General features: G+C 57.5%; 15 protein-coding genes and 2 pseudogenes. 9 read left to right on the top strand and 8 right to left on the bottom strand.

Going from position 1 to position 25,525, the window contains the following annotated elements; genetic code table 11:
* Window positions 1-464 (top strand): annotated as a pseudogene (locus SO140_RS42015) (hypothetical protein); the annotation flags it as partial.
* Window positions 445-1,206 (top strand): hypothetical protein, encoded by a 762-nt coding sequence (locus SO140_RS42010; RefSeq protein ID WP_498543982.1) that lies wholly within the window; start codon window positions 445-447, stop codon window positions 1,204-1,206. The pseudogene SO140_RS42015 and the gene SO140_RS42010, both read left to right, overlap by 20 nt.
* A gap of 928 nt (window positions 1,207-2,134) precedes the next feature.
* Here SO140_RS42010 and SO140_RS42005 read toward each other — a convergent pair.
* Window positions 2,135-2,908, bottom strand: a complete 774-nt coding sequence (locus tag SO140_RS42005) for an autoinducer binding domain-containing protein (protein ID WP_449379828.1) — start codon at window positions 2,906-2,908, stop codon at window positions 2,135-2,137.
* Between the two features lie 90 nt (window positions 2,909-2,998).
* On the opposite strand from SO140_RS42005, the gene SO140_RS42000 reads away from it, so the two are divergent.
* Together SO140_RS42000 and SO140_RS41995 are read left to right on the top strand one after the other, a co-directional pair.
* Window positions 2,999-3,646 (top strand): acyl-homoserine-lactone synthase, encoded by a 648-nt coding sequence (locus tag SO140_RS42000; protein ID WP_498543981.1) that lies wholly within the window; start codon window positions 2,999-3,001, stop codon window positions 3,644-3,646.
* Window positions 3,606-4,895 (top strand): cytochrome P450, encoded by a 1,290-nt coding sequence (locus SO140_RS41995; RefSeq protein ID WP_498543980.1) that lies wholly within the window; start codon window positions 3,606-3,608, stop codon window positions 4,893-4,895. The genes SO140_RS42000 and SO140_RS41995 overlap by 41 nt, the downstream gene beginning before the upstream one ends.
* 42 nt (window positions 4,896-4,937) lie before the next feature.
* Here SO140_RS41995 and SO140_RS41990 read toward each other — a convergent pair whose 3' ends face one another.
* The 3 genes from SO140_RS41990 to SO140_RS41980 form a co-directional block, all read right to left on the bottom strand.
* Window positions 4,938-5,444 (bottom strand): hypothetical protein, encoded by a 507-nt coding sequence (locus tag SO140_RS41990; protein ID WP_498543979.1) that lies wholly within the window; start codon window positions 5,442-5,444, stop codon window positions 4,938-4,940.
* A 72-nt stretch (window positions 5,445-5,516) separates the two neighbouring features.
* Window positions 5,517-6,149: an acyl-homoserine-lactone synthase gene (locus SO140_RS41985; RefSeq protein ID WP_498543978.1), complete on the bottom strand. Its 633-nt coding sequence runs from the start codon at window positions 6,147-6,149 to the stop codon at window positions 5,517-5,519.
* Between the two features lie 86 nt (window positions 6,150-6,235).
* Window positions 6,236-6,961: a LuxR family transcriptional regulator gene (locus SO140_RS41980; RefSeq protein WP_449379823.1), complete on the bottom strand. Its 726-nt coding sequence runs from the start codon at window positions 6,959-6,961 to the stop codon at window positions 6,236-6,238.
* A 1,587-nt stretch (window positions 6,962-8,548) separates the two neighbouring features.
* Between SO140_RS41980 and SO140_RS41975 the strand changes: the two genes are divergently transcribed.
* Together SO140_RS41975 and SO140_RS41970 are read left to right on the top strand one after the other, a co-directional pair.
* Window positions 8,549-9,283, top strand: a complete 735-nt coding sequence (locus SO140_RS41975) for a hypothetical protein (protein ID WP_498543977.1) — start codon at window positions 8,549-8,551, stop codon at window positions 9,281-9,283.
* A gap of 414 nt (window positions 9,284-9,697) precedes the next feature.
* Window positions 9,698-10,327, top strand: a complete 630-nt coding sequence (locus SO140_RS41970) for an FMN-binding negative transcriptional regulator (RefSeq protein ID WP_498543976.1) — start codon at window positions 9,698-9,700, stop codon at window positions 10,325-10,327.
* Between the two features lie 228 nt (window positions 10,328-10,555).
* Here the strand turns inward: SO140_RS41970 and SO140_RS41965 are convergent, their stop codons facing one another.
* From SO140_RS41965 to SO140_RS41955, 3 genes are all read right to left on the bottom strand, one after another.
* A complete protein-coding gene (locus tag SO140_RS41965; RefSeq protein WP_498543975.1) occupies window positions 10,556-12,259 on the bottom strand; it encodes a carbon-nitrogen hydrolase family protein in 1,704 nt (567 codons plus the stop codon).
* A gap of 522 nt (window positions 12,260-12,781) precedes the next feature.
* Window positions 12,782-14,116 (bottom strand): oxygen-independent coproporphyrinogen III oxidase, encoded by a 1,335-nt coding sequence (hemN, locus tag SO140_RS41960; protein ID WP_498543974.1) that lies wholly within the window; start codon window positions 14,114-14,116, stop codon window positions 12,782-12,784.
* A 1,054-nt stretch (window positions 14,117-15,170) separates the two neighbouring features.
* The gene (locus SO140_RS41955; protein WP_498543973.1) at window positions 15,171-16,277 is read right to left on the bottom strand and encodes a sigma-54 interaction domain-containing protein; all 1,107 of its coding nucleotides are present in this window, start codon (window positions 16,275-16,277) and stop codon (window positions 15,171-15,173) included.
* A 331-nt stretch (window positions 16,278-16,608) separates the two neighbouring features.
* Between SO140_RS41955 and SO140_RS41950 the strand changes: the two genes are divergently transcribed.
* Complete coding sequence (locus tag SO140_RS41950; RefSeq protein ID WP_498543983.1) at window positions 16,609-17,085, top strand: Lrp/AsnC family transcriptional regulator; 477 nt, start codon at window positions 16,609-16,611, stop codon at window positions 17,083-17,085.
* A gap of 898 nt (window positions 17,086-17,983) precedes the next feature.
* Entirely contained in the window at window positions 17,984-18,286 is a 303-nt protein-coding gene (locus SO140_RS41945) for an HU family DNA-binding protein (protein ID WP_498543972.1), read from the top strand.
* Window positions 18,287-18,345: 59 nt separating this feature from the next.
* Here SO140_RS41945 and SO140_RS41940 read toward each other — a convergent pair.
* Window positions 18,346-19,543 (bottom strand): annotated as a pseudogene (locus tag SO140_RS41940) (ISL3 family transposase); the annotation flags it as partial.
* A 529-nt stretch (window positions 19,544-20,072) separates the two neighbouring features.
* Between SO140_RS41940 and SO140_RS41935 the strand changes: the two are divergent.
* Entirely contained in the window at window positions 20,073-25,271 is a 5,199-nt protein-coding gene (locus tag SO140_RS41935) for a Ulp1 family isopeptidase (protein WP_498543971.1), read from the top strand.
* The last annotated feature ends 254 nt before the right edge of the window (window positions 25,272-25,525 follow it).

Below are 25,525 nucleotides of genomic sequence, written 5' to 3'. Positions count from 1 at the left end.
AGGCGTATGGTCAGTCATACGCCTATGTCTTCAATCTCCATCACACCGCGCAAGGCGGCCTTCGCCGGAGCGATACGGCAAGAACGTTGGCGCGCGTTGATCTAAGTGGCAAGGCGGGGTCTCGGTTCGATGAGGCCTGGTTACAGGAGCTCCTCTATCGACGACCCGAGCTTTTTCCTATCGAGCAGATTGAGCCAGGATTTGGTGCTCTCATTCCCGTTTGTCGTGAATTGTCGGTCGCGTTGGGTGGCGGACGCTCCGGAGCGTTGGACAACGTCTATCTAACCAGCAGCGGCGGCTTGGTCCTGGTCGAAACCAAATTGTGGCGCAACCCGGAGGCGCGGCGCTCTACCGTCGCGCAGGCGATGGAGTACGCGGCTGCCATCTTCGCGATGTCATACGACGAACTGAATGCAGCCGCGGTCAGATCGCGAACGAAGTCCGATGGCGGAATTGTTCATTGACGAACCCGAGTTCGACGAAGCGGAATTCGTCGACGCGCTGACCCGTAATCTGTTGCGCGGCAGAGCAATTATTGCGGTTGTTGGTGACGGTATCCGCGAGGATATTTTGCCTCTGACGGAATTGCTGCAATCGCATGCGGGCGAACGTTTTACGTTCGCTCTTATAGAATTGGCCGCCTATGAGGCTCCAATTGAGGGTGTAAAGCTTGTCGTGCCGTCCGTGTTGGCCCAGACCGTCTTAATCGAGCGCGGAGTCGTCCAGATCGACCAAAAGGGCCGTGCGCTCATAGTTGACGCATCCGTATCCAGCGGGGGTGGGGCGGCACTTTCGTCACCCAAGCGCTCGGTGAGCATTAGCGAGGATGAGTTTTACGAGGTGCTTGCCCGAAAAGATCCGCGTCGGCCAGTCTTGTTGAAAAGCTTCCTCGTCGAAGCGGAAAAACTCGGCCTCTACGTAGAGCGAAAGGGCGGATTAAATCTCAAGCATGCCTCTCCCGAGGGGCAGCCCTTAAATCTAGCAACAATCTCAAAGGATGGTTTCGTGGAAACAAGTCCCTCGACATGGTGGGGACGGACTGAAGTGGGACACAAGTACCATGAAGCCTTGGCCAAGGCGATCGCAGGTTCAGTGGGCGAGATTAAGCAAGGCACGGAATCGGCGTTGCGAACGCTCACAGGAAATATGCCCCGCCTCTCGGACCTGCTTCCCGCTCATCAGCAAGAATGGTTAGATGCCATTTAGGAATATATAGCGCTGGCATTCAAGAAGGTCGAAGGCGCGACGCACCAGAGCTAATCCGGCTTGGCTCTCCGGTAGAGCGATGTAGCGGAAAAGCCAAAATGAGCACTTCGTTCGAACGCAAACTGGGTAATGAGACGTTCCGTTCTCCCCGAGCAAGAACTGTTTCGAGTGCTAGCTTTTGTCTATTCATCCAGTGCATCCAGCACCGAATTTCTTCATGGCATGATGTTCTCGAGCATTGTTCGCCAATTCTTCCGCGAATTGCGCCGATATTCTGCATCAGTTTCATGGAAGAATTAAGAGCACTAGCGGCGCGGTATGTTGAGAGGGAAGCATCGCAAGGTTGAGAGGGAAGCATCGCAAGGTAATGTCATCCCGTTAGAGGTCTCAAAAGCATAATCTCTTCGGGTCATGCCGATTTTCGTCCATGATTTTCAGCGCAGGGGCCGCGCCATCGATAGGCTGTCCTGCCCGCCGGCAAGAGTCACTAACTTGCGCTTGGTAACTGACTGCTTCGTTACGTCCCCGCCAAGGACCGTTTGGCTCTACGGCATTGACAGATTTTTTAGAGACTATTTCAGAACGCGATTGAGACCCACTTTAAGCTCATGAGCTGGGAGCAGCGAAAAGCAAAACGCGTGCGGCTCGATCATCGATGTCGAGCTACTCTGGTGAGCGCCGACAGGCACATGGCACGCGATTGCGTTCTCCTTGATGTCTCGGACGGGGAGCGCACCTTCGGATAGACCAGTCGCCCGGGGTCCTCAAGGCGCGGTAGTTCTTTTTGCTGTCGACCATGGGGTTGGTCTACCGCCGATGCGAGTTGGTCCGGCTGGACGGCTCCGAAATCGGCGTCGAGTTCATGACGAGCCGGCCCCTCCGCGCACGCAAGGCTACTCAAGCTCAATCGTTGTAGCCGTTTTGGCCTTCAAATATCAATCAAGCCGCGGTAGACCGCCTGAACCGTGGCCTGCGTCTTGTTGGTGGCCCCGAGCTTGATCATAGCACCCTTAACGTGAGCTTCCACAGTTTTGCGGCTCACGCTCAATATGACGGCTGTCTCGTCCGAAGTCTTTCCCATTCCAGCCCACTTGAGCACTTCCTTCTCCCGGTCGGTCAAAGCGCAGAGCTGGACTGCGGCAAAATGATCGGTCCTTGTCGAGGTCTTGATTTCGATCGCGTGCAGATCCACGATTTTCTGAGCGAGATAGAGCAAAATCACATGCAGCTGGAGTCCGTTGTGCCTGAGGTTCGCGAAGAACCCCTCTACGGGATTGTTCCAGAACAACGCACAAACACTGGAATAACGACGGCCAAGCGGATCGTTGTAGTGAACCGGTATGGTCAGCCCCTCCTTGACACCGAAATCGCGCGCGGCCTCCATGGTCTTGACCGCGCCCGGCTTGCGCTTGCCCGTCACGGGCGGCAGCCGCACGCTTCCCCAATGAAAGGGTAGATTTGTCCGGCGGGCCATGGCCAGGCAAGGATCGGTATTGATGAAGTTTTCTGACCGGTAGGTGTCGATCCAGGCAGGCGCGTGGGTGGAGACGAGGAGTGGTTGGTCCTCCCAGGGATGCGATGCGTCCATGAATCCGAAGGTGCTAAAGCCGTAATCTTCAATTATGCGCTGAAAAACTGCGCGAATCTCCTCGATCGAGGCGCAAGCCTCCAACGCGTTTAAATCCTGTTCCAGAGCGCCCATCCTCAAAACCTAGGAAAATTCCTAATTTAAAAATCAAGGGCGATCCCATCATCTTCCCGAAGCTGATGCAAGGCCATGGGGAGCCGGGAAGTGCAGCAACCGCGATATAGGGCCGCGTTCTTCTCCGCCGCGACACGTCCAGACCTCACTGAAACTCTGTTTCGACTGCGCTACCGGCTCTTCGTGCGCGAATTGGGCTGGTCGTTACCGGCGGATGGGGGCAGTGAAAGGGATCAGTTTGACACGGACGACGCCGTCTACTGCGGCTTGTCCCTGGATGGGGAAATGATCGGTTGCTTTCGCGCCATCAGTTGCGATCGTCCATATCTATCGCAAACGATATTTTCGCATATGGCGACGCACAGGCCCTTCCCGGTGAACGCAGGCCACGTCGAGATCAGCCGGTTCGGTGTCCGGGCCGGCCACCGTCAGGCGAGCACTGTGCTTTACAGTTTGCTGATACGATTTGCGTTGGCCCGTAAGGCGCTCGCCCTGGTTGCGTTGGCAGAGCTCCCTCACGAAAGGCTGCTCAATCGGATCGGCCTTTCCACATCGCGCTACGGCGGTGCGCAGATTGTCGGGTTTCGCGACGATGGTGCATGGATTCTCGCCGTCGCCGGAGAGATCCCCATTCCTCGAGAGCTTTCGCCTGCTTTCCGTTCGCTCCTTGCACTCACGCAATTTATGGAGATTAGCGATGAAGCATCTATTTTCGGATGTGAACGCCTTTCGGCGTGATCCTTTGGCGTTATTCAAGGAGCGCAGCGCCACGGGAGCCGCGCCTCTCGTTCGGCTCAACCTCGGTCCCTCGCCGGTTTACCTTGTCACCGACGCGGCGGTGGCCAAGGCCGTACTGCGAGCGGATGAAACGATGATCGACAAGGGTCGGCTGGTCCACAAGCTGCGGACCGTCATCGGCACCAGCTCCATTACGTTGAGCGGTGCTGAGCATCAACGACGTCGGGCGATCATTCATCAGCACCTGGCACGCGGGATTATGAACGATTTCGTACCGCAGATCACGAGCTTGATCCGACGACAGGCATCGCTTCTGGTTCGTGAGCCCTGTTTCGATGCCCATGAGGTCACCGCGCCGCTTGCCCTTCGAATGATCGTCGCCTTGCTGTTCGGTCACGGCGCTCTGACATCAGCGGATGAATCCGCCTTGATGGAAGCGGTGCATGTGGCGGAAGAGGAAATGGCCGATAGCCTTTTCCGCGTCTTACCGCGAACGCCGTGGCGTAGCCTCTTGAAGCGACGACAATTGCGAAGAAGCCGGGCCATCATGGGAGCGGTCGTGGACCGCGTGCGCAATAGAGCCGGCGATGGCACCTTGGTTCAGGCCTTGCAAGGGCTCAACCTGTCTCCTGACGATATGCGCGATGAAATCCTGTTGCTGTTGCTAGCCGGCCATCACACCACCGGAAATGCGGCTGCCTGGTTGCTCTACTATCTCGCAACGGAGCCGGGCCTTGCAGAGCGCCTTGCCAATGAAGCGAAGTCGATGATGGATGGCTTCGGAGAGATCGATCCGCTGAGATTGCCGAAAGCCGAGATCAGCCTTCACGTCGCACGCGAGGTGCTCCGTCTCTATCCACCATTCTATTGGTTTTCGCGGGAAGTACGGGTACCGCAGGAGCTGGGCGGGCTGCATTTGAAGCGCGGAACGTCTCTCATTATCAGCCCGTGGCAATTGCAGCGCGATGAGCGGTATTGGCGCGACCCGACTGGGTTCCGGCTTGACCGCGCGTATAACACGCCGGCCTTCATGCCTTTCGGATTGGGGCCGCGCGCCTGTGTTGGCATCGGCCTGGGGTTACTCGAACTCCAATTGCTGGCGCTCGAACTATCGGCCTCGAGCAGACTGGAGATCTTGTCCGATGTTCCGGCGGACGAGCCAACGCCTCAGATCACCTTGTTGCCGCCGCGTATCGAGCTGCAATTGCGACCTCGTGCACAGGCAAGGAAACAACAGCATGTGGCATAGGCAGGCGAAAATCAGCCTGACAAAATCCACCGGGTGCTGCGATCAGCGTTCTGGATATTGCTCGACCAGCTCGATTATTTCGCGGCGCTGAGCGGGAGAAAGTTTGATGAACATCCTCAGCAATCGCAGGCATTCGACGGTCTCGCGCGACACAGATCGTCCCTCCTGGGACCGAAGGAATTCGGCAAGACGGGAATCGGTCATTCTGGTTCTTTCAAAATGGAAACTACGATGAAACAGCAATCGAATATTGAGCAGCTTTGCAGCAGACTTGACGAGGCTATCACCTGCGCAGAGCAGGCCGGCCTGAGCTTCGTCGTCATGATCCTCGACATGGCTCGCCTTGAAGTTGATCAAACGGCCAGAAGCAACGTGATAACTATGCCAACTTCCAGGCCGTTGGGCAAGCGGCCGTAGTCGCCGTCTCCATCCGAATTCTCGTCCAGCCGAGACCTGGCCCGCGGAAACGGCGGTTACCTGAAGGACGTTCAGTTCACGGCAGTCAGTCGCCGCTGAGAGCGAACTGGCCGCAGTCTTGATCTTTATCATGTCAATGCTTGCCGGCGAATGCGGGAATACGACTGGCAGTCGCGTCAAGAAGATTCCTGAAAAGCTGGAGCTTCATGCCGCGGCCGACATCACCGGCGTCCAAAGGACTGGTCCGGACAGAGTGCCGGCGCTGCGCATTGCCAAAAGAACTTCACTTGAAATTCCAAGATAGCCTGCGATAGCCGATGTAGGGCCGATCCTGCAGGGACCTCCAATTCGCCGCAACGCCCAACCCGCCCGTCGGAGAATCCGTTCCATCCGACTGTCCGTGACGGTAACAATGTCGGTGAGCTGTCGCGATAGCCCGAATTCGATCATGCCTGCAAACAGCTCATACGTAGCGCGAGCTATTCCATGGTCGCCTATTGGGTCCTCGAGCGAAATATCGATGGCAAACCTGCTGCTTTCCCAGACGAGCGGATTCGACGGAGCTGGGTTGCCTGCGAGAAGTTTTGGAAACGTGTCCCGAAGCATCGTTGGCCCGAGGGTGGGTAATAATCGCACCGAGCCGCGTACCTGACCCGCATCAGAGAGCTGCACGAGGTAGGCCGGACCCAGTGCATCGAATTCGTCGATTTCCATGCCGGCGCTCGTCTGAACGTCCCAATCCAAGCGGCTCTTGAATATGCGATAGCGCAACTGATACATGCCAAAGAGCGTGCTCGAAAGCTCTTCATACGATGCCCGAGTTATGAGTTGGATCATGTTCCCTCCGAGGGCAGATGTGTCTAGCCCTTTGGAGCGGATTCAGGAGACCAACGCACCACCTGCAACCACAGGAGGAGTAAGTCTTATTTTCGCTCTCTTTTTCTAGCAGCCGCAAAGCGGACTGCCGACTGAATCACGGTACGGACGCCGAGCTTTTTCTTCGCATTGTTTAGGTAAGAGGCGACCGTGTGATGGGAAATTCCAAGAATTCGACCAATCTCCCATGTCGTTTTCCCCTGAGCAGCCCACTCAACACATTCATACTCGCGGGCAGACAATTTAATCCCATTGATCTCGCGCGCGCGCATCAACTTCCGGCGCACGTGAGCATCAAACGATATCGCGAGTAGCTGAAGGAGGTGCTCTTGAGAGTTGATGCAGGCCTCGAACTTGGCGTGTCTCGCGTCAGTCGCGAACGTCAATGCGGCAACTGGACCATGATTATCGTGAATGGGAATAGTAAATCCGTATCGAATGCCAAATTCCGCTGCCTCCTCAAACAGTTGTTGCTGCGTCAAGGTGAATCTCGATGATAAGCCGACACCCCAACGGAAGGGATCGTCCGTTCGAAGCGCCTTTTCGATGACCGGATCTATGGATTGATAGTTGTTGCGGAGATAGTGCGATGTCCATTTGGATGGGTAGGTGGAGATGAGGCAGGGCCTTTCTTGTGGTCGCCGTGGCAGTGCAAGATAGGCAAAGCATGAGAGATCCAGCGCTGCGGCTGGGCCGGACATGGCGCTGCAAAAATCCTGAGAATCTTCGGCCAGAGCTAGGAGATCGGTAAATTCCTGAAAGACACGATGCATTGCACATGACCTTAGCGGTGCTATCTTGTTCAGACTGGTCGCGCTGTTCGCGGTCGACCACCCGTGTGGAGCTGCGTTCCGTTACCGGCTATCTCGGTCGCGTTCCTTAGAGGCTGCCGCCAATCCTTTGGTCGGCAAACCCAAAATCAAAACGTCATTACGCTTCCGATAGAGTCGCCGACTTTCGTTAGATCGAATTTCTGGCGCCAAAAAAACATCACGTGGGTAAACCATGCGGTTGATTGGGGTCCATCCTCCCTGTCCCCATCGGCCCGCAACCCGGCTCTCTGGGCTCCGAGCAAAACAGGATTCCGATACTAGAGATAATCTTACCGAAGCCATAGCCTTTTGCTATGGCTTTCGGCCCCTGATTAGGAAGCGCAGATCGTCTTCAGCGCCTCGATGATCCCCGCGGCTGCGGACTTTAGCCCGCAGCCCTCAGTGTTCGGAAGCGTTTTCGATACCATCGTAGTCGGGGCGTCGGCAGCACGATGAGTAAACGGCGTCAAAGCCTATTCGAGTATGCCTTTGTGCAGGCAGATGATGGGAAAACGAGAGGCGGGGGGAGCCCAATGCACCCCGGCGTCGCGTGCGGCAGGTTGCGGGAGCCTAGGTCATGCTTAGGGCGAGGGGGGTCCCTGCGGCACTGACCACAAGCTGGTCGTAAGTCAGTGTCTGCGTCTCGAAGTCCTGCCGATCCTCAGGCGAGGGCGTCTTGGCCACAACGAAATTGAGCTCGGCCCTGCCGCGCACGAAGGCCGGGCCCTGGAGGATGTTACATAGAACGTCGCCGCATACTTTCGCGGGGAGGGCGATTGCTCCCTAAAGACTTCGCGCTTTTGATCTGGCTTTGAAAGTGACTACGTGATCGGACGAGGCTTCGATGTGCTGTCGCGACATCAGTTCTGATAGTGTCCCGAGGCGACCTTTACGGGTGACCGAAGCTCAAGCTTTCTCATCATCCGCGCATGATTGAGCTTCACCGCCACCTCGCTGACATTTAGCCTGAAGCAGAGCGCGAGGAGTTCGACAGCGGCCATTAGCTCTCGGTCCAAAACTCCATCACAGCGAGTCTGGCTAGCAAAGCCAAATAACGTTTTTGCAGCAAGACCGAGAACTCCACGATGATCGCGCCGAAAAAATGCAATCTCCGCGGATAACAGCAGGAATAGTGCGCCGAATCCGCATGATATTCCCTGGTCATCAAATGGCGGGGCCCAGCACATTGAAGATCTATGCCGGCATATTCGGCCGTGGGTTCGTCAAGCGAATTGTCGCGGCCGCGACTCTCGGTTCTCGGTGGTTGGATGCGATTAGTCTAGGCCGGTCATGCCAAGTCGCAAAATCCACCTGCAGAATACGAGGGCACGCATCGAGGTGCCTCATACTCACTTAGCCGAGACGCAACTGGATATTGGCGTTATTCGTTTGCTCTCGGAGGCGGGCTCAGATCCGGCAAGATCCAGGCGCGCCTAGGTCTGCTTGCCGTTCGGCGGATTCAAATGCGCATCAACCGAGCTCTTAAGGAGAAGCAGGCGGATCATTCGCATGGGTCGATAGAAGTCTCCGTTGCTGGAAAGGCAGCTAATGCAGGGACGTTTGGCGCGTTATCGGAAAGCGCGTGAGTCTGTGGAAAGCTTCGAGAGGCGTCTGCACGAGCTTGCGCCGGCTCGCATCACAAGCGTGAGCTGCGTACGTAATGGTTACAAGAGCTCTATCTGCGGCAAAAACGCTGAAGTAAGGGTCGCTGTCGACATAAAGTTGCCGGGTAACGTAAGCGAGCTAATGCAGATCGAAGAAATACTGTTTCATGAACGGGAAGCACACTACGTTTTTTTGCTATTGGTCTCATACATTCTGAAGTACCATCCAACCGTTTTGCCGGTAAGATTTGATGTCATATTTGATCGTCGCCACTACGCTAAGAAGCATTTGGAGAAAGCGCTTGAAAGGGTCGAGTTACCCGTAGAAGCTCCTGAAAAATACCCTGGGAAATGGCGCTCCGATGAGGGGCTTCCCGAGTTTTTTCGAAGGGTTTGGGGACCGTTCTTACGTGCCGGGCTTTCGATGTCGCACCTAAAGCGATTGGATAAGTCGCTTTATCTTGCAATCTATAATTTTCGTCGATCCAATTGTTGGCCTGACGATCTCGCGCTTCCAAACCGAGAAACTGCGTTGAAGGAAGCCGTCCGAATTTTCCAGGAACAGGGTGGTCAGGCGATCTCACCCGATCAGCACATTTCTGTTGCTCATTTCCTCAAGCGCCAGACGATGTATTCATCAGCGTCTCGCCCGCGGCGAGGACCTCCCCGAAAGGCTTGAGCCGTGGCGTAAAAAGGTTTCTTTGAGCAGCCACGTTGGGTTCAGCAAAGCGTCGCAAGATTCGAAATTTTCTGGAATGTTTGGAGGTGGTGCTCGCCGTTACGCGAGCACCGTACCCGGTAAGCAATCTCTCGGGTTCTTGCGGCGGTAATGCTGATCGCCTGCTTCATGCTGGAGAATCAGTGCCGCTTGCCCCAACCGGCTCGGCGAGCACCCTTGCCGTATTGATTCACCGTCCGGCAGCAGGTTGCCAAGCACGGTTGATGACCGAGACGCCAATTTTTCGGTACTTGAAGTAATGGCGAGGCTTCATTCCCTGCGATAGTCGGAAGGGCCGCAACTCGACCATCATAGCTGGCAGTTCCAAGCGAAACAGATTGGGACTATCTCCAGATCGGAGAATGGAGAACCACCATGTATGTGCCCCCCGCCTTCAGGAATGATGAGATCGAAAACATCCGGGCGGCCGTCCGCTCCGCTCGTTTGGCTAGCCTCGTCACGGCCACGGCCGAGGGACCAATCGCAACACCACTGCCGTTCTTCCTCGACGAGACGGCAGGGGAGTACGGGGTGCTGTACGGGCATTTGGCAAAGGCTAATCCACAGTGGCGGTCGGCTCCAATCGGGGAGGCATTAGCGATTTTCATGGGTCCGGAAGCCTATGTGACGCCCTCATGGTACGCCACCAAGTCAGAAACCGAAAAGGTGGTGCCCACATGGAACTACGTCGCCGTCCACGCCTACGGCCCGGTTGAGTTTTTCGAGGAGCCGGAACGGCTCCGCGACGTGGTGACACGGCTCACCGACCTTCATGAGACGTCGCGCGCGAACCCTTGGGCAGTCAGCGACGCCCCCGCAGATTTCATTGTCGCGGAGTTGCGCGGGATCGTCGGGGTGCGCATCCTCGTGACCAGGTTCGAGGGCAAGCACAAGATGAGCCAGAATCGCTCCGTACCCGACCGCATAGGCGTCGCCGCCGGCCTTGCCGCGAGCGAACAGCCGCGGGATCGGGAAGTGGCTTGTCTTATTCCGGTTCAGGGCTAAGACAAGCGGCGCAACGCGACGAATAGGTGAGCGAGCTTGGCTTCGAAAAGTCGGGAGCCGCATGCGAGTGGCAGGCGGCAGTCTCGCTTTGGCGAAGCGGCCTGCCAGCTGATGATCGAGAGGAAACGCTCCCGGCTCGATTAAATGGTTGATGGATGGTGGTCCGCCATTGGTGCGACAGTGACGGCGCGGCCCGGGTGACCGGCCGCCATCTTGCGCTGCGCTCGCCTATTTCGCGGCGGTGTTCTTAACGCCATGTGGCTCGACGAGTGCGCCGTAGGTCCAGGGTTGACGCTTGGCGAACATATGAACATTCGCCATCATATGCTTCTGGCGCGCATTGGCGATCTCGATGACCTCCAGGACCACCTTGTGCATGTCCGGATAGTACGGAATCGCGACATCAACGTCCCACACTGGAAACTGGGCGGGCAACGCCACCATGCTGCCGCCGCCGAACGGCGCGTCGACACGGTTGGCGAGGATGACAGCACATCGGTTATCCACCGCGCGTGGCACGGCCAGCAAGGTCCGCTCCTTGCGATCTTGCAAGCGAGATGGCCACAGGATCACGTCGGCGCCGTTGGTTCCGAGGCAACGGGCCGCTTCGGGAAACATCCCATCATATCCCATCATGACGCCGATGCGCCCGAACGGCGTTTCGGTGACAGGGTAGTCCGAACCAGCCGTCGCCCATGCACGTTCATCCGCAAAGAGATGCACCTTTCGGTAGGACATCAGCAAATTGCCGTCCGGTCCGATCAGGAAGGACGTCGAATAGAGCTTTCCAGCCGCCTCTTCGATGTTCGGCACGAGGATGGCGCATTCTTCCGACTTGCAGAGCGCGCCAAGCGTGTTCAGAAGCTTGCCATTCATCGCGGCCAGCCGTTTCGCCTCGGCGGGGTCAATCCTCCAGTTTGGCGATGCGAAATATTCCGGTAGTACCATGAGTTGGACACCGAACCTTGCCGCATGCCCGACTTGCTCCACTACGCGATCGAGGGTCGTGGGTGGAGATTCCGATACATGGCTCTGGATCGCAGCGATGTTGAACGTCATTTTGCCCGGAACGATTGGCCGATTGCTGGTTTCGGCGACTTTCGTGTCCGCATAGGCAGCCGTCAGAATCTTATAGGTGTCGGGCCGGCGGTCGGCGAACTTGTCCGCACCGAGAGTCATGGCTTTGTTGTCAGCAAGCGTCGGGTCGATATCGCTGATGGCCATGCCGTGTGTGTCCCAAGCGACCTTGGCGCGCAGATTGCCGCTGGGGTCGACGATCATGCTTCCGCCTGGATAGTAGATCGATCGCTCCTGTCCTGCCTTCGTAGCGGCACATATCCAGACGCCATTCTCGAAAGCGCGGGCAGGACGCCACATGTCAGCCTGATCGATCAGGAAGAAGTTGGCCATGTCGATGATGACCTGTGCTCCACCTAAGGCCGTGCAGCGCGGAATTTCAGGGATGCGGCCATCGAAGCAGATCATGAGCCCGACCCTGCCGAGCTCGGTCTCAACCACCGGGAAACCGCGCTCGCCGAACGCGAACCAGTTCTGATCGTGCGTCGTCAGGAATTGCTTGTGATAGTGGACCACAAGCTCTCCTTTTCTGTCGAGCAAAATACCAGTGTTGAACACCTTCTCCACTTTCGGGTCCCATTCCGTCATGCCGCTGGCGACGAACATAGCGTTCTCGCGCGCGAGTTTCGCAAGGCTGCTGACAAAGCGCCCGTTAATTGGCTCCGCGACCTTTCGAGCGTGCGAAATTGAATCGTAAAGATATCCGGCGTTCATGCACTCCGGAAAGACGATAAGACGCACGTCCTGAAGGGCAGCCTGTTTCACATAGTGCTCGCAGATTCTAAGATTCGCCTCGACGTTCCCGACCTCGGCGAGCGTCTGCACAGCGGCAGCGCGATATAGATAGGACTTCATGGGATGCTCCGTTAAACGCGATAGCACTATTGAAAGACGGCGGTGTGCGATTTGCTGATCGACACTGCTGCTTCTAAAGAGCAGTGTGCGTGCCGAAATTCGCCTCGTGCCCCCCGTGCGGGTTCATTTTGTTTGAAGGCGACAACGGGCGGACCGGTCGAGCGAGCAGGGCGCGTCCGCCCCGGGCGGACCGGGCTCTAGAGCATGATCCGGAAAAGTGTGAAGCGGTTTTCCGAAAGATCACGCTCAAACCACAACCTAAAGTGCGATGACGATTCATCCCAATCTCATCGCGCTTTAGGCTCGCCCCGAGTCGCCACGGAAAGTGGCGTCTCGGCCGTTCGGGTAACGATCCCGTCGCGCAAGTAAGGAACTGCTGCGGCACTTGCGGGAAGCTCGCCTTCGGCTATCGCTATTACGGTCTTCTCACGTCGTGGCCGCTTCAAACCGGTCTCGTCGCTGCACTCGTTCCGGCTTTGCCGTCGCTATGCTCACGTTGACCGCTTGCGCTGCTTGGATGTGCTAACAGGGCGAGCGGTATGGATAAGCGTCGAATGCTGCGGCAACAGAGCGAATTAGAAAGCGGTGCTCCCGCCTCACACGGATCAACCCATTTTCAATGTCCACTATCCCGTCTTCGGCGAGTCTCGCCAAGCGTTCAGCTGAATCAAGAAAAGAAGCCGGATCGGATCCGTAAGCAGCGCAGATTGCCGGCACGTCGACCTCTAGATCGCACATCAGCCGCTCGATGATCGCGCCTCGGACCCGGTCCTCGTGGGTGAGATGGCAGCCCTTTGATGTCGCCAGGCGGCCAGCCCTGATGTGCCGGCTGTAGGAACCCGCTGCGACTTCGTTCTGGACGTAACCCTCGCCCAAGCGGCCGATGGCCGACGCACCGAAGCCAATCAGGGTTTTACAGGTGTCTGCCGAGTACCCCAGAGAGTTACGCCGCAAGCAACCGGCCTTCTGCGCCAGCGCGAGATCATCCTCAGGTAAGGCAAAATGGTCGAGTCCGATTTGGCGATAACCGGCAGCGACCAGCGTATCGGCCACGGCCGCCGCCTGTTCGGCGCGGGCAACGCTATCGGGTAGCGCTGCCTCATTGATGAGGCGTTGATTTTTCCTGAAGGCAGGAATATGCGCGTAACTGAAAACCGCGAGCCGGTCGGGGCGCATGGCCACGGCTGTTGTCGCGCTGCGTACGCATGATTGCACCGTCTGCCTTGGAAGGCCGTAGATCAGGTCGAAGTTGATGCGGCTTATTCCACGCTGGCGTAGATTTTCGACGGCGGCCGCAGTCTGCGCCTCAGTCTGAACACGGTTGATCGCTTTTTGAACGGTGGGATCAAAGCTCTGCACGCCGAGGCTCGCGCGGTTCACGCCGGCTGTTTCTAAAGCTTCGGCCATCTCGGCCGTGAATGTGCGCGGATCGATCTCGATGGCAATGCTTGCCGATCTCCTGAATGCAAAATGCAGGCGCAAGTGTTCCATCAAGTCCAAGAACTCCGTTGGCTTGATGAGAGTGGGCGATCCCCCGCCAAAGTGTATGTCGCTCACGACCAACCCTTGCGGCACTAGCTCTGCGACCAAGTGGATTTCCTCACGCAGCACCGCCGAATAATCCTGGATCGGCGCATCCCGGTCAGTCATCGTCGTTGGAAAGCCACAATACCAGCAAATCGAGCGGCAGAACGGAACGTGGAGATAGAGCGATACTGGCTCGGCGGCGGGCAGGCACCTCAGCCATGTCTCACAAGCCTCGGCACCGACCGCATCGGAAAATTGCGGTACGGTTGGATAGATCGTGTACCAAGGCAGGCGGGAATCAAAATACTTGTTTAAGGTTGAGGTATCCAACGGTCGCTGTCCCTGCCTATATCGGCATCACCCTGCTCTCAGTCGCGACGAGCGGCAGGCGCTGCGCGATCAATCCTGAGATGAAAGCGCGCTCACATATGCCCTGCGCGAAACGCATCTGAGTTCGAGTGCTGCGGGAGACTTCCGGATCACGCGACAAGACCACTGCAGGTCTTCCTGGCCGCGGTATTGAAACGGCCGTCCTTAGGGCGCAAGGTGGCGAATACCCAGTCTTGATTGCGCTGTTGCCCACCGCCTCCTCAGGCGTCCGGATGAGGATATCAACGGCATCGTAATCCGATCTGCTGGAGTCGTCATAGTAGCGAACCTGTGTCCTTACTTCCAGTCGATTACGTCCGCTGAGTGTCAACCTTGCCCGTCTCACCGAAGACCCCGAGTTCCAATTAACTTCCAGGCTTCCATAGTCGAACTTGGAAGCCTGCGTTTGCGCGATGCCCCAATAGCACTCGGTCGGACGACATCTGCTCCATGCATGAACGAGGGCTTTGTCGAACTGCTGGTCGATCACTATATGTGTGATACTACCCCTGCTCGGATTCTCATTAGACCACTTCCCGGCAAAGTCGGCGATTGTCACGCTACCGAGAGCGTGCGCCACCGGCAAGGTAGCGTGCTTGGCACATGACGGATGGAGAAGCAGGACTGTGAGCAGTGTGACCGCGGATAATCGTAACATCTTCTATTTGTCCTATTAGTTTGACATTAGAAGTTGGCAACAACCATGCCAGCCAGCTGGACCCGCGAAATGCGGCGCTTCGAGCAGACCTCGACTGCGCAGCTCAAGCGACGCCTCGTCGTAAGCCCGACAATCCGGCGCATCAAAGACGCGCGTGTTAGATTCCTTACCTAACGTCTTTGGATTCGACTGCGAGGCTAATGCTTGTGTAGGGCCCCCGATGGCACGCCCCGTGCGATGACCAGTCGCACCGCGCACCAGCTCGCCACCCGAGTTGTCGCCTCACGTAGCGTGCTACAGTCAGGTTCTTCGATCAGACCGCCGATTCGTAAACTAATGCGAGTGGACGATGTGTCGCTATGGTCTTAGGCCAAGACGGCGAAGTCGATAATCGAGTTTTGATCTTGTGATCTTCAGAAGGCGCGCGGCGGCCGACACGTTACCGTCTGCCTGGGCCAGTGCGGAGCGATAGGCGGCGACCTCCATCTCCGCAAACGGTTTGTCCGAAGAGGATGCGCCTCCGTTGACAGAGGCGGTGCTCTTGTCTTTCGCTGACGGTGGATCCACTTCAAGTAGCGGCATGCGTCCCAGTCGCCCTTCACTCGTGAGTTGGATTGAGAATAGTGGCAGCAGCTCTGAGCCGCTGAACAGATGACCAATATCTATGATGCCGCCGTCGTCGGCATAGACGACGCCACGCTCGATCAGGTTCTGCAGTTCGCGAATGTTACCGAGATAATCGTATTTGAACAGCGCGTCGGTGGCGCGCCGGCTGAAGCCGATCAGGTGCCGGCCGTGCCGCGCGCAATAGATGCCGAGGAAATGCGCCATTAAGAGTGGGATGTCGTCGCGCCGCTCTCGCAGCGGCGGGATCGCAATCGGGAATACGCAGAGCCGGAAATAGAGATCCTGCCTAAATCGTCCGGCCGCGACCTCGGCAGCCAGGTCGACGTTGGACGCCGCCACGACGCGGACGTTGAGCGAGATGGTCTTCGTGCCTCCGACGCGTTCAATCTTGCGTTCCTGTAGCGCCCGCCGCACTTTGCCCTGCGCCGAATAGGGCAGTGACGCGATCTCGTCGAGAAACAACGTGCCGCCGGAAGCGCGTTCGAAATAGCCGGCGCGCGAGGCGATGGCGCCGGTATAGGCGCCTTTCTCCACGCCGAACAGTTCGGATTCGACAAGATGCTCGGGAATCGCGGCACAGTTGATCGCGACGAAAGGACCGCTGCTGCGCCGGCTCATGGCGTGCAACTGACTGGAGAACAGCTCCTTGCCGACGCCGGATTCGCCGACGAACAGCACGGTGGCGTCGGTCGCCGCGACGCGCTCGAGCTGGCGGCGGGTGCGAACTAATGCAGCGGAGACGCCGACCGCGACTGTGTCGCCGTCGTCGCGCGGGGCGGGCTTTCGGTCGTCGTGATCGGGCCCTTGCCGACCGCATGGACAGAGCGGCTCCTCCATTCCAGCCCGAAATAGTTGCGCTCAGCCGCGTCATCACCCCATGCATCTGCGTGCTGGCCGACCACCACACAACGCGGCGCGCCCATACCGACGCATTCGACTTCCCGGAAGATGATGAACTGAACACAAGGTCATTCGTAGCGGCGAGGGACCAAGCCTGGCTCCTCGTCCGCCGGACCCAGTTCCAAAAGAGCTTTCTTGACGTCTTACTGAGGATTTCTGGTAGTCTGAAAGCTTCAAAAAGGCATTTTCGTTGCATTTTCTCGTCTTTCGGAGGATTTCGCCATCGCATAGGATCTTGACGGCGAAATTCATCTCAAAGTGGCCGGTTATGCGATACGACCGAATAGACGCGCGCATCCTCGAGATCGTGCAAAAGAACAACCGCCTAACTTCAGATGTAATCGGTGAAATGGCCGGACTTTCTGCCACCGCGTGTCAACGAAGACTGAAGCGGCTCCGTTCCGAAGGCATCATCGAAGCTGATGTCTCAATCCTGTCGCCGAAGGCGGTAGGACAACCGATTCAGATGCTTGTGCTGGTGACCCTGGAACGGGAGCGTTCAGATATAATCGATAAGTTCAAGAAGGCCATCAAATCGTCCGTTCAAGTCGTCAATGGATTTTACGTCACAGGCGACGCCGACTTTGTCCTCTACATTACCGCGGGCACCATGGAAGAGTATGAGCAGTTCACGCGGCGATTCTTCTATGAGAACTCGGACATTAAGGGCTTTAAAACGATGGTCATAATAGATCGCGTAAAGGCGGGCTTCGCCATTCCTGTTGAGGAGCCGCCTGAGGATTGACAAGGAATCGCAGCCCACGAATCTTTGACGCTGCAAGTAACAAATAGACTCGCAATTCCCGGATCCGCTGCGACTCCGGGCAGCTCGAGGCCATGGGAAGTCAATAAGACGCCGAGATGCCCACTCTGATTGCATTGTCAGTCACCTACGGCGCTGCGTTGGCCGAAAGACGTTGCGTAAATCTGTTCGATCCTTGAGACGTCGTCCCCCTTAAGCGCCGTGAATTCGCTCTTTCTCGCGCCTTCAACAGCTTACCCCGATATTGTCTAGGGACCGACCGATAGACTGTTCAGCGTGCGCTCCGGTATGTCGATCATGTTCTCGATGCTGGCGCGGAAGTATCGACGCCGAGAAGGAAGGTGACTTCGTTGGCAATATCCCTTCCTATTGTCTGACGCACACGCGATACAGAAACTCCACCTGCCGCGTCGCATCGAACAACCGGTAGAAGTCTGCCCCATCCTCGAGAATCCCGACGTTGCCGCTTGGCGTCGCCTCCCATCGGATGCAAGAAAGCGCTCCCCAAATCTCTCATGCACGTTTGCGATCCGATCGAGGCTGGCCGAGGATAAAAGAACCCTTGCCAACAAAACGTCATAGAGATCAACCTTCGGAGGGACCGGTTCACGGGCAACCGCTTGGCACACTGCGCACTCCCGGTCCCGATCAGAAGACGGGGAAAGAGCCGGCGATCAAACCCGCCTGGTATAAGAAGCAGGCACGATGCCGGAAACACATCGAACTGATCCTTGTATTTTGGCTTCCAATAGGTTCTAAGCTCGTTACTTCTTCATAACCCCCGCGTGAACAGGAAGCGATTCGTGCGGTTTTGACGAGAGTCACGGAGCCGGCGTATTTCACGCATTTGAATTGTTCTGTGCTTTCAAAGGAGACCAGCGTGGCTAAGATGACCAAGAACCAGCTAATTGATGCAATTGCTCAAGGAACGCAGATTTCCAAGGCTGACGTAAAGGCAGTCATCGAGCAGATGGCGACTGTAGGCTACAATGAGTTGAACCAGTCCGGTGAGTTCGTCATTCCCGGCTTCGTCAAGATGTCGGTCGTGAACAAACCTGCTACCGAAGCTCGCAGCGGAGTTAATCCCTTCACTAAGGAGCCGATGGAATTCGCGGCCAAGCCGCCCAGCAAATCGGTTAAGGCGTCACCGCTCAAGGTTGCTAAAGACGCAGTCGCGATATGATTTAGCCCCCGCTCTCTGTGTATAGCCTCACGCGCGTGAAGGCCCTCGGCCTGACAGGTCCGGCCGATTGTCATGAGACGAGCGATCGTTCTGGCCGACGGAATCCGTTGAAGGTTTTGCGTGTCGGCCTTTTCAGCTCGTCGTCTGCGGGTCGTCCACTCGCTGATGACGCGAAGCGAGCCTCGGAAGCCTCGCGCCTTCCGGCGGCGCCATAGTTCAGCTCCGTTGCGACAACCGGACGCCCACTGATCGTCGAGCCAAGGCAATCAGGTCCAATGAGCTTTGTCGGGTCCGGAAAACATCGTTGCGCTCGCCGCGGATCACGCTGCCGAACCAGCTTCCTGCTGTGGCCAGTTTGACGCACGATCTGCTTGATAGGTAAGCCATTCTTCGAAAGAGACAGGATGGCCGCATTGGTCTCCTCGCGGCGAAGATAGCCCTCATACTGGAGGCGCTCGGCGGCTGTGAGCAGTTTGGGATCAATCGTGGTCGCACCGATGACGGTGCGTATCTGGCGCATCGATTTGCGGACGGCATCAAGGAAGGCTCGGCTGGCGTTCTCCATCAGATGCCAACGATCCGCGACCTGTACCGCGTGCGGCAAGGCCTTTGCTGCCGCTTCGCCATAGCCACCGCCACGATCGCGGGCGACGATCGAGATCGCAGGATGGGCAGCAAGCCAGGCTTGGGCGGTCGCAGGCTCCCGATCCGGCAGCAGGGTGACGACCCGGCGGCGTTCCAGATTGCAGATAATGCTGGCGTATCGGTGATTGCGGCGCCAAGCCCAATCACCGCTTACCAATCATCAACGCCGATAACTCTAAGCGGATCAGCCGACGGACGGCTACGGCGCCGGACGACGCGGAGCAACGTATCCTTGCTCACCGGCGGTATCAGCCTTTTTGCGAAGCCTGCCGCCGGTCGACCGCCAAGCGCCAAGCCGAGGTGATGAACGATAGACTCCATCCTCGCCGTGCGCTGCGCCGACGGAGCCAGTACCCCTTCGGCGAAGCGCTCCGTGAAGATCTGGCGCCCGCACAGGACGGCGTCGCAGCGGAAGCGGCGGGCGATTACCAGGAGCTGGACGATCCGCCCCGCGAGCGGCAGATCGGTCACACGTCGCCGATATCGACTATGGACACGCCGGGAAACCGTTCCGCATGATGGACACAGACCAACGCTTCCCGACGCCCGGACCGCAATAACGGCATTATCACCTTCGAAGTACGCGTTCTCTACAACAAATCCACTCCGCACTTAATTGGAGCGCTGGAGTGCTTGCTGCATGGCGCTGATTCTCCCCAATCAAAAACGCCAGACATCCCCCGAACTGCATCAAAAGTGAGTCAGAGCCAATATTGCAGGCCGAATGACACCTCCTGAACTCCATAATCGTTTCATCTTGATGTGCGGAGTGCCAATTCCTGCCATCAGCTCGCCCAGCGCCGCATCCCGGGACGAGGGAGTCTCGCGGCAAGGTCAAGGCCAACTTCCGTGCCAGCGACCGCGCCTACGGCTCGCCCGTGTCGGCGTGACCTCCTCCTCCCCAACAACCCGGTGCACGCATTTGTCCTGACGCGGCACTCGGAACAGGCTGTCGTCAGGTTCTCGACAGCTATCGCCCATAGCTGTGTCCACAGGACAAGCTGCCGATCGCAATGCAAGAACATGGAGCGCGTCGAGGGGGACGCACCTTAGTTTTCTGTCGGTTCCGACGAGGCCGCGTCGAGGCAAGTTGCCCCCAAACTCAAGCTTTAATTCTGCCACATCTTGAAAGTGAGAACGAATGGAGTGCGCCTCAACAAACCCGGTGCGTCAACAATTGAGCAGCGCGGCCCCGCAAGAGAACTCACCGGCTCCGTCCGCGGATGCTACGGCCTTCGAGCAGCAGCTGAGCGAAATAGGCAATTCAGGTGGTCGCGTGCTGATGCAGCCGTCCAGGCGACCGGGTGCATCGGCATCGGAGGCTCAGCCCGTCTTGCAACGGACCGGGGCAGAAGATAGCGGGGCACCAAATAGCGGTGGAGGCGGTTCGGCACCGAGTAAGTCGACTGGGGTTTTGGTCGGTCACAGCAATCGCCCTGTCTATTCCCAAGATGCGCTCATCATTTCGAGGCTTGGGTCAGCCCTCGTCAAAGGAGGCGCTGCGAAGTGCACCGCAGAGAACAACGTAAGTAATCTTCTCACTCTCGACCGCTGGCTCTTTGAGAACAGGAAGAGGACTATTGCTGCTCGGCTTAACGACGAGTCGCTGGCGGCTGATGTCGAGGAGTTTATAAAGAAGGGCGGTACCAAGAAGGTGCGTAAGGCACTAGATCATCTTCGCACCTCCGAGTCCGCGGGTGGAGTCGTGCCGATCACGGGCGTCGTTAAGCTAAGTCCTTATCCACAGGACGCGGCCCTCATCAGGCAGTACAAAAACGAAACACGAACAGCTACCGGCCGGAACAACGCAACTGCTCTTACCAGGTTCAGTGACTACCTACGCGAAAAGAGCAAACGGACCATTGCTGGCCGCGTCTCTGACAAGTCGCTGGACAATGATGTCGACGAATATAAGAAAAGCGTCGGGTATGATCCCAAGATCGTATCCGCATTGGGTCGCCTGCGAAAATCCCAAGCGGGCGCGCAAGCGATTGAAGTCGAGCGTCTTATCCCACCAGCTTCAGGTTCTGAAGACGAGGTCCTGACCGAGCCGACGTGCATTGGAGACGCCTCTACGCAGCAAAGCCTCTCGGAGGTAGCTATCAGCTGGCCAGAGGTCCTTCCTGCGGAAGGTCACGATCAGGATGTTTCGTTGGAGATGATGAACGAAACGGCCCCCTCGTCGCCTTTTCAGTCGAGTACCCCAGTGGACCCTTCGCTAGGCGGGACGTCGCTCATCATGCAACAGAGCGTGCAGGACCGCTCGCCCGCTCCATACGGTGAAGACGGCGGAGCGATGCTGTGCGATTCGCTACTGCCGTCGACTCGGCCAGTTGCGGCTTACGTCGATGGCAGCCAGCTTCCTCTCTATTCCGATGACGCTTCCCTTATTTTCGGCCTTGAAGAGGCCGTCGCTGGGTCCGATGGAGAGCACTTGCTCAACTTATCTCGATGGCTTTTTGCAAGCGATAAGCCGGGCATTGCCGCTCGCCTGCACGACGACTCGCTCAGTCAGGATGTCGAAGAGTTCGAGAGAAGCTGGGGCTCCTCGTCGCTCCTTACAGCCTTAGCTCGTCTCAAGGCTCCCCGGTCGGCCGACGTAGCCCCGCCGCTCGTGAAACGCGCCGTCCTCAACCCTTACCCCAAGGATGCGGCTCTCATCAACGAGTACAAAAAAGCGCCTGCGGGAGGGATCACTCAAGATACCGCCAAGACCTATGCAACTCTGCTTGCGGATTTCAGCAGCTATCTGCGCAAAAAAAGCAAGCCTGGCATTGCTGCTCAGATCTCCGCCAGGTCGCTGCATGAACTTGATAAGGATGTCGAGGGCTATAAGGACTCCGGTGGCAAACGGAAAATCCGTACCGCACTGGCGCATTTCCTCAAGTCGCGAGGGGGCGTCAGAGCGATAGAGCCCGAGCGCTGGAGTTCCGCCGGTCCTGATCCCGTCGTGGTCCTGACAGAGCCGAGACATGTCGGAGAGGATGCTGCGCAGCACAGCGCGTCCCTGGGAGTGGCCGAGGTCCGCCGTGCGGAGGAGGACGATCAGAGTTTGGCTTGGGAGATGATGGATGAAGCCCGCCCTTCGTCGGCGCTTGAGCTAACCGCGCAAGTCGCTGCATCACTAACGGAGACGGCGAGCGGGCGTGAATACATCCAGGAATCGCAGGAAGGCGGCGCAACGCTGCCAGGCGCGTCGGCATCGCAGCCGGGCCAGTCACGTTGGGCTTTCGTAGGTCCCATCGGGGACCCTCTCTATTCCCAAGATGCATCGCTTATTAACAGATTAACGCCAGCACTCATCAAGCGGGGTTTCAAGCCGCGCACCATCAGGGATAATGTCAATGCGCTTCTCAGATTGGGGCGTTGGCTCCTCAAAAGTAAGAAGCCGGAAATGGCTGCTCGGCTCAACCACGAGTCACTGGATGAAGATACCAAGGTCTTCGACAAGACTCCGAACGGGTCCATCCTTACGGCATTGCGTCATCTTCGGGCTTCTCAGTCGCAAAGCGGCGGCACGCCCATCGCAAGCCGCGCAGAATTGAATCCTTACGATAACGATGCGGCCCTCATTAAAGAGTACAAAGCAACCACCACCAAGAACTTCAAAACTACGAGCACATACGCAACTGCTCTCAGGCGTTTCAGTGAGTACCTCCGCGGGAGCAACAAGCCGGGATTTGCTGCTCGGCTTTCGAGCAAATCGTTGGATGAAGATGTCTCGGCTTACCGGAAAGAGCCCGATAGCAATCGGAAGATCGGTGCCGCACTGGCTCACCTGCGAGAATCGCCGACAGGCACACGAGCGATCGAACTCGAGGAGCCATCATGCGAAGAGGTGCTCAACGATGGGCGAGTCCCACAAGACACAACGGAATTAGCGTTAGTGGAGAGAACGCCTGCTTTTGACGATTCGCAAGCACTTCCGGCTGACCGCAGGCTCTGCTGGAGCGATAACTTGGGCGATCGCGAACCACAGGCCTTCACGGATGACCTGGAGACGGTCTGGCAGGAGGCGCAGCCCACGATGTACGCGGGAGGATATGGATGCACGACGTCGTTGCATACTCTAGGCGAGTCAGCCGAGTTCTCTATCAACGCGAAAGCAGATTCTGGTCGCCGGTTCCGTGTCGACCGGGGACCGAGCACGCGTCCGATCTATCCTGAGGATGCCTCCTTCATCTCTGGGCTTAAGGAAGCGATGATTTCGGCAGGTTACCAGGAGAGGACCGCAGTTGCCACTGCACAGGCTCTGCGCAGGCTGAGCCAATGGCTCTTAGTTAACGAGAAACCAGCGATAAATGCTCAGCTTGAGAGCGAATTGCTGGACCTGGATGCCAAGAAGTGCGGTGGGTACTTCGCCGGTTTGTCACTAGCCCATCTCCGGGCATTCAAATCGGCCGGCGGAATCGCTCCAATCAAGCGGCGGGGTGAGGTCGCGGAAACCGCCGAACAGCACGGTGCGTCACAAAGGCCTTTCAATTGGCCAGTGGAGCTCGCTCCCGGAGAGGATGACCAGAGGGTTCCTGAGCAAACGTTGAGCTGGCTAGGGATACCTGGGGAGGATAACGCCCAGATGACACTTGAGCCGGCTGCGAGTGGTTACCCGGCTCAAAACCCCGGCGAGGCCTTCCAATCTTCGGTTTCGCACCGGCTAGATATAATCAACCTTTCGCCAAGCGAAGAGGTGATGATCAACTGTGCGCATGGAACAGCGGATTTCGCGCCGGCCAAAAGGCGGAGGATTTTCAGTCCGCAAAGTCTCGCCACGACGACCCAGTCGGCCAGCCAAGTCGCGATGACTGCAGCGGCGGTTGATGAGTCTCCCTATCCGGACGACGCGGACCTGATCAAGAAGTACAAACTGCAAGCCGTGACTGAGGGTACCGCAAGTACAGCTAAAGGTTATGCAAGCCTGCTCACTGATTTCAGTCGCTACCTTCGTCAGAACAAGAAACACAGCATTGCTGCCCAACTTAACGACAGGGCCGTCGATAAACTAGAGACAGACGCCAATCTTTATAGAGAGGCTGGCGGTTACAGAGCTGTCACTGCGGCGCTCGCACATCTCCGGGCGGGAGCGAGCAAACGCATTCCCGCTCCTTTGTACTCTGCGGACGCCTCCCTTATTGCAGACCTTGAGCCCGCACTGATCGGCGCGGGGTACGAGGCAATCACGGCCAAAACCCTGTATGTTCGTCCTCTGCGCAGATTCAGTCAGTGGCTATTTGCAAACGACAGGTCGGGAATCGCTGATCGTTTGGAGGATGAATCGCTGGACAACGATGCCGCAGCCTTCGAAAAAGATCGAAAAAATCGGGTATCTACGGCCCTAGATCGTCTACGAGACTCCCGGTCCGAAGGCGGAATAGCACCAATTATAGTCCGCCAGGGAAACGTTGAGCGCGTCGCTTTGAAGCATAACTGGCCAGAGGAGCTCCCTCCGGAAGGTGACGATCAGGATCTGCTTTGGGCGATAGAGGAAGACGGCCCACCGAATGGCCTGACAAGCCATGAGCAGACGCAGGAGGTAGAACAAGCTCCACGGCAGGAACCTGCCGGATCCACCTCGACCTGGTCGCTTCAGATACCGCCCGACTTTGATTGGAGTCTGTGGCCGGCCTGGGAAGCCGCGCCATCATTGCCTGTTGCGGCTCAGCCGCCTTTGACACCCTACGAGCTGCGTGACGATGCTGACTACGCGTTTCCGCGCACACCGCCTGATGCTCTAGTCGGGACTTGGGATCCGGCAGCCTCGATCCACGGACCGAGCGGGCGGATCCTCGACGACCTGGAATGGCTGGGCGATGAGCATATCGCGGCGGATTACGCCCTCCTGTCACGTGACTTGCAGAGCGACAATCCGGATTTGGCGGCCCGAACTCGCTTCGTGGAGCCCGCGACGGCCCATATGCTGCGCAGGACTCTAAACGAGGACGTCATCCTGGAAAACTTGCATGGAATCGTGAACGACAAGGATGGTAACGATACCGCACGCTTTCTGTTTTTGCCGGTGAATGATGATGAGGATGATGGCGGCCGCCATTGGTCCCTGCTGCTCCTTGATCGCGCCGCGCGGGAAGGGCCGGTTGCCTATCATTACGACTCCGCCGAGGGACGCAATCACACTTCTGCAGCAAAGCTCGCCGAGGCGCTGCATGCCCGCCTCGAGCGACGCCCCATGGCCCAGCAGCAGAACAGTTATGATTGCGGCGTCTACGTGGTGGACGGCACGCGAGAGCTGGTTGGCCAGTTGGCGCAAGGACAACGGCCAGAGCTGCTGAATCTCGACCACCTCGTCGCGAATCGGGGCGCGCTGCAAAACCGCCTCAGGCAGTGAGCGCAGTACGGCTGACGGGCGCCAACACAACTCGTATGTGAGGACGAATACCTCGTACCCTTTCACCCGGCGGAGATACCATTGTTCCCCGCCGGTGAGGAGTTGGAAGGAGCGCGGCGAGACCATGTTGCTTGGTTCAGGCACGTGACTGTCAATCGGCTTCCAAATTTGACCGGGCGTATTGCCTCAGGAAGGAATGTTACCCGGGATGAAGGTCTGCGAGCTCCGCAGACCGATCTCGAAGCTGCGGCGAA

The organism is Bradyrhizobium sp. UFLA05-108 (genome assembly GCF_059803455.1).
The sequence above is the reverse complement of the archived record's forward strand: the minus strand, read 5'-3'. Positions and strand labels throughout refer to the sequence as shown.

What these genes read in the sequence shown, in the direction of transcription:
- SO140_RS42010 (WP_498543982.1), top strand. Translation starts at nt 445, where the DNA reads ATGGCGGAATTGTTCATTGACGAACCCGAGTTCGACGAAGCGGAATTC.
- SO140_RS42005 (WP_449379828.1), bottom strand. Translation starts at nt 2,908, where the DNA reads ATGGGCGCTCTGGAACAGGATTTAAACGCGTTGGAGGCTTGCGCCTCG.
- SO140_RS41995 (WP_498543980.1), top strand. Translation starts at nt 3,606, where the DNA reads ATGAAGCATCTATTTTCGGATGTGAACGCCTTTCGGCGTGATCCTTTG.
- SO140_RS41990 (WP_498543979.1), bottom strand. Translation starts at nt 5,444, where the DNA reads ATGATAAAGATCAAGACTGCGGCCAGTTCGCTCTCAGCGGCGACTGAC.
- SO140_RS41985 (WP_498543978.1), bottom strand. Translation starts at nt 6,149, where the DNA reads ATGATCCAACTCATAACTCGGGCATCGTATGAAGAGCTTTCGAGCACG.
- SO140_RS41980 (WP_449379823.1), bottom strand. Translation starts at nt 6,961, where the DNA reads ATGCATCGTGTCTTTCAGGAATTTACCGATCTCCTAGCTCTGGCCGAA.
- SO140_RS41975 (WP_498543977.1), top strand. Translation starts at nt 8,549, where the DNA reads ATGCAGGGACGTTTGGCGCGTTATCGGAAAGCGCGTGAGTCTGTGGAA.
- SO140_RS41970 (WP_498543976.1), top strand. Translation starts at nt 9,698, where the DNA reads ATGTATGTGCCCCCCGCCTTCAGGAATGATGAGATCGAAAACATCCGG.
- SO140_RS41965 (WP_498543975.1), bottom strand. Translation starts at nt 12,259, where the DNA reads ATGAAGTCCTATCTATATCGCGCTGCCGCTGTGCAGACGCTCGCCGAG.
- SO140_RS41955 (WP_498543973.1), bottom strand. Translation starts at nt 16,277, where the DNA reads ATGGAGGAGCCGCTCTGTCCATGCGGTCGGCAAGGGCCCGATCACGAC.
- SO140_RS41950 (WP_498543983.1), top strand. Translation starts at nt 16,609, where the DNA reads ATGCGATACGACCGAATAGACGCGCGCATCCTCGAGATCGTGCAAAAG.
- SO140_RS41935 (WP_498543971.1), top strand. Translation starts at nt 20,073, where the DNA reads ATGGAGTGCGCCTCAACAAACCCGGTGCGTCAACAATTGAGCAGCGCG.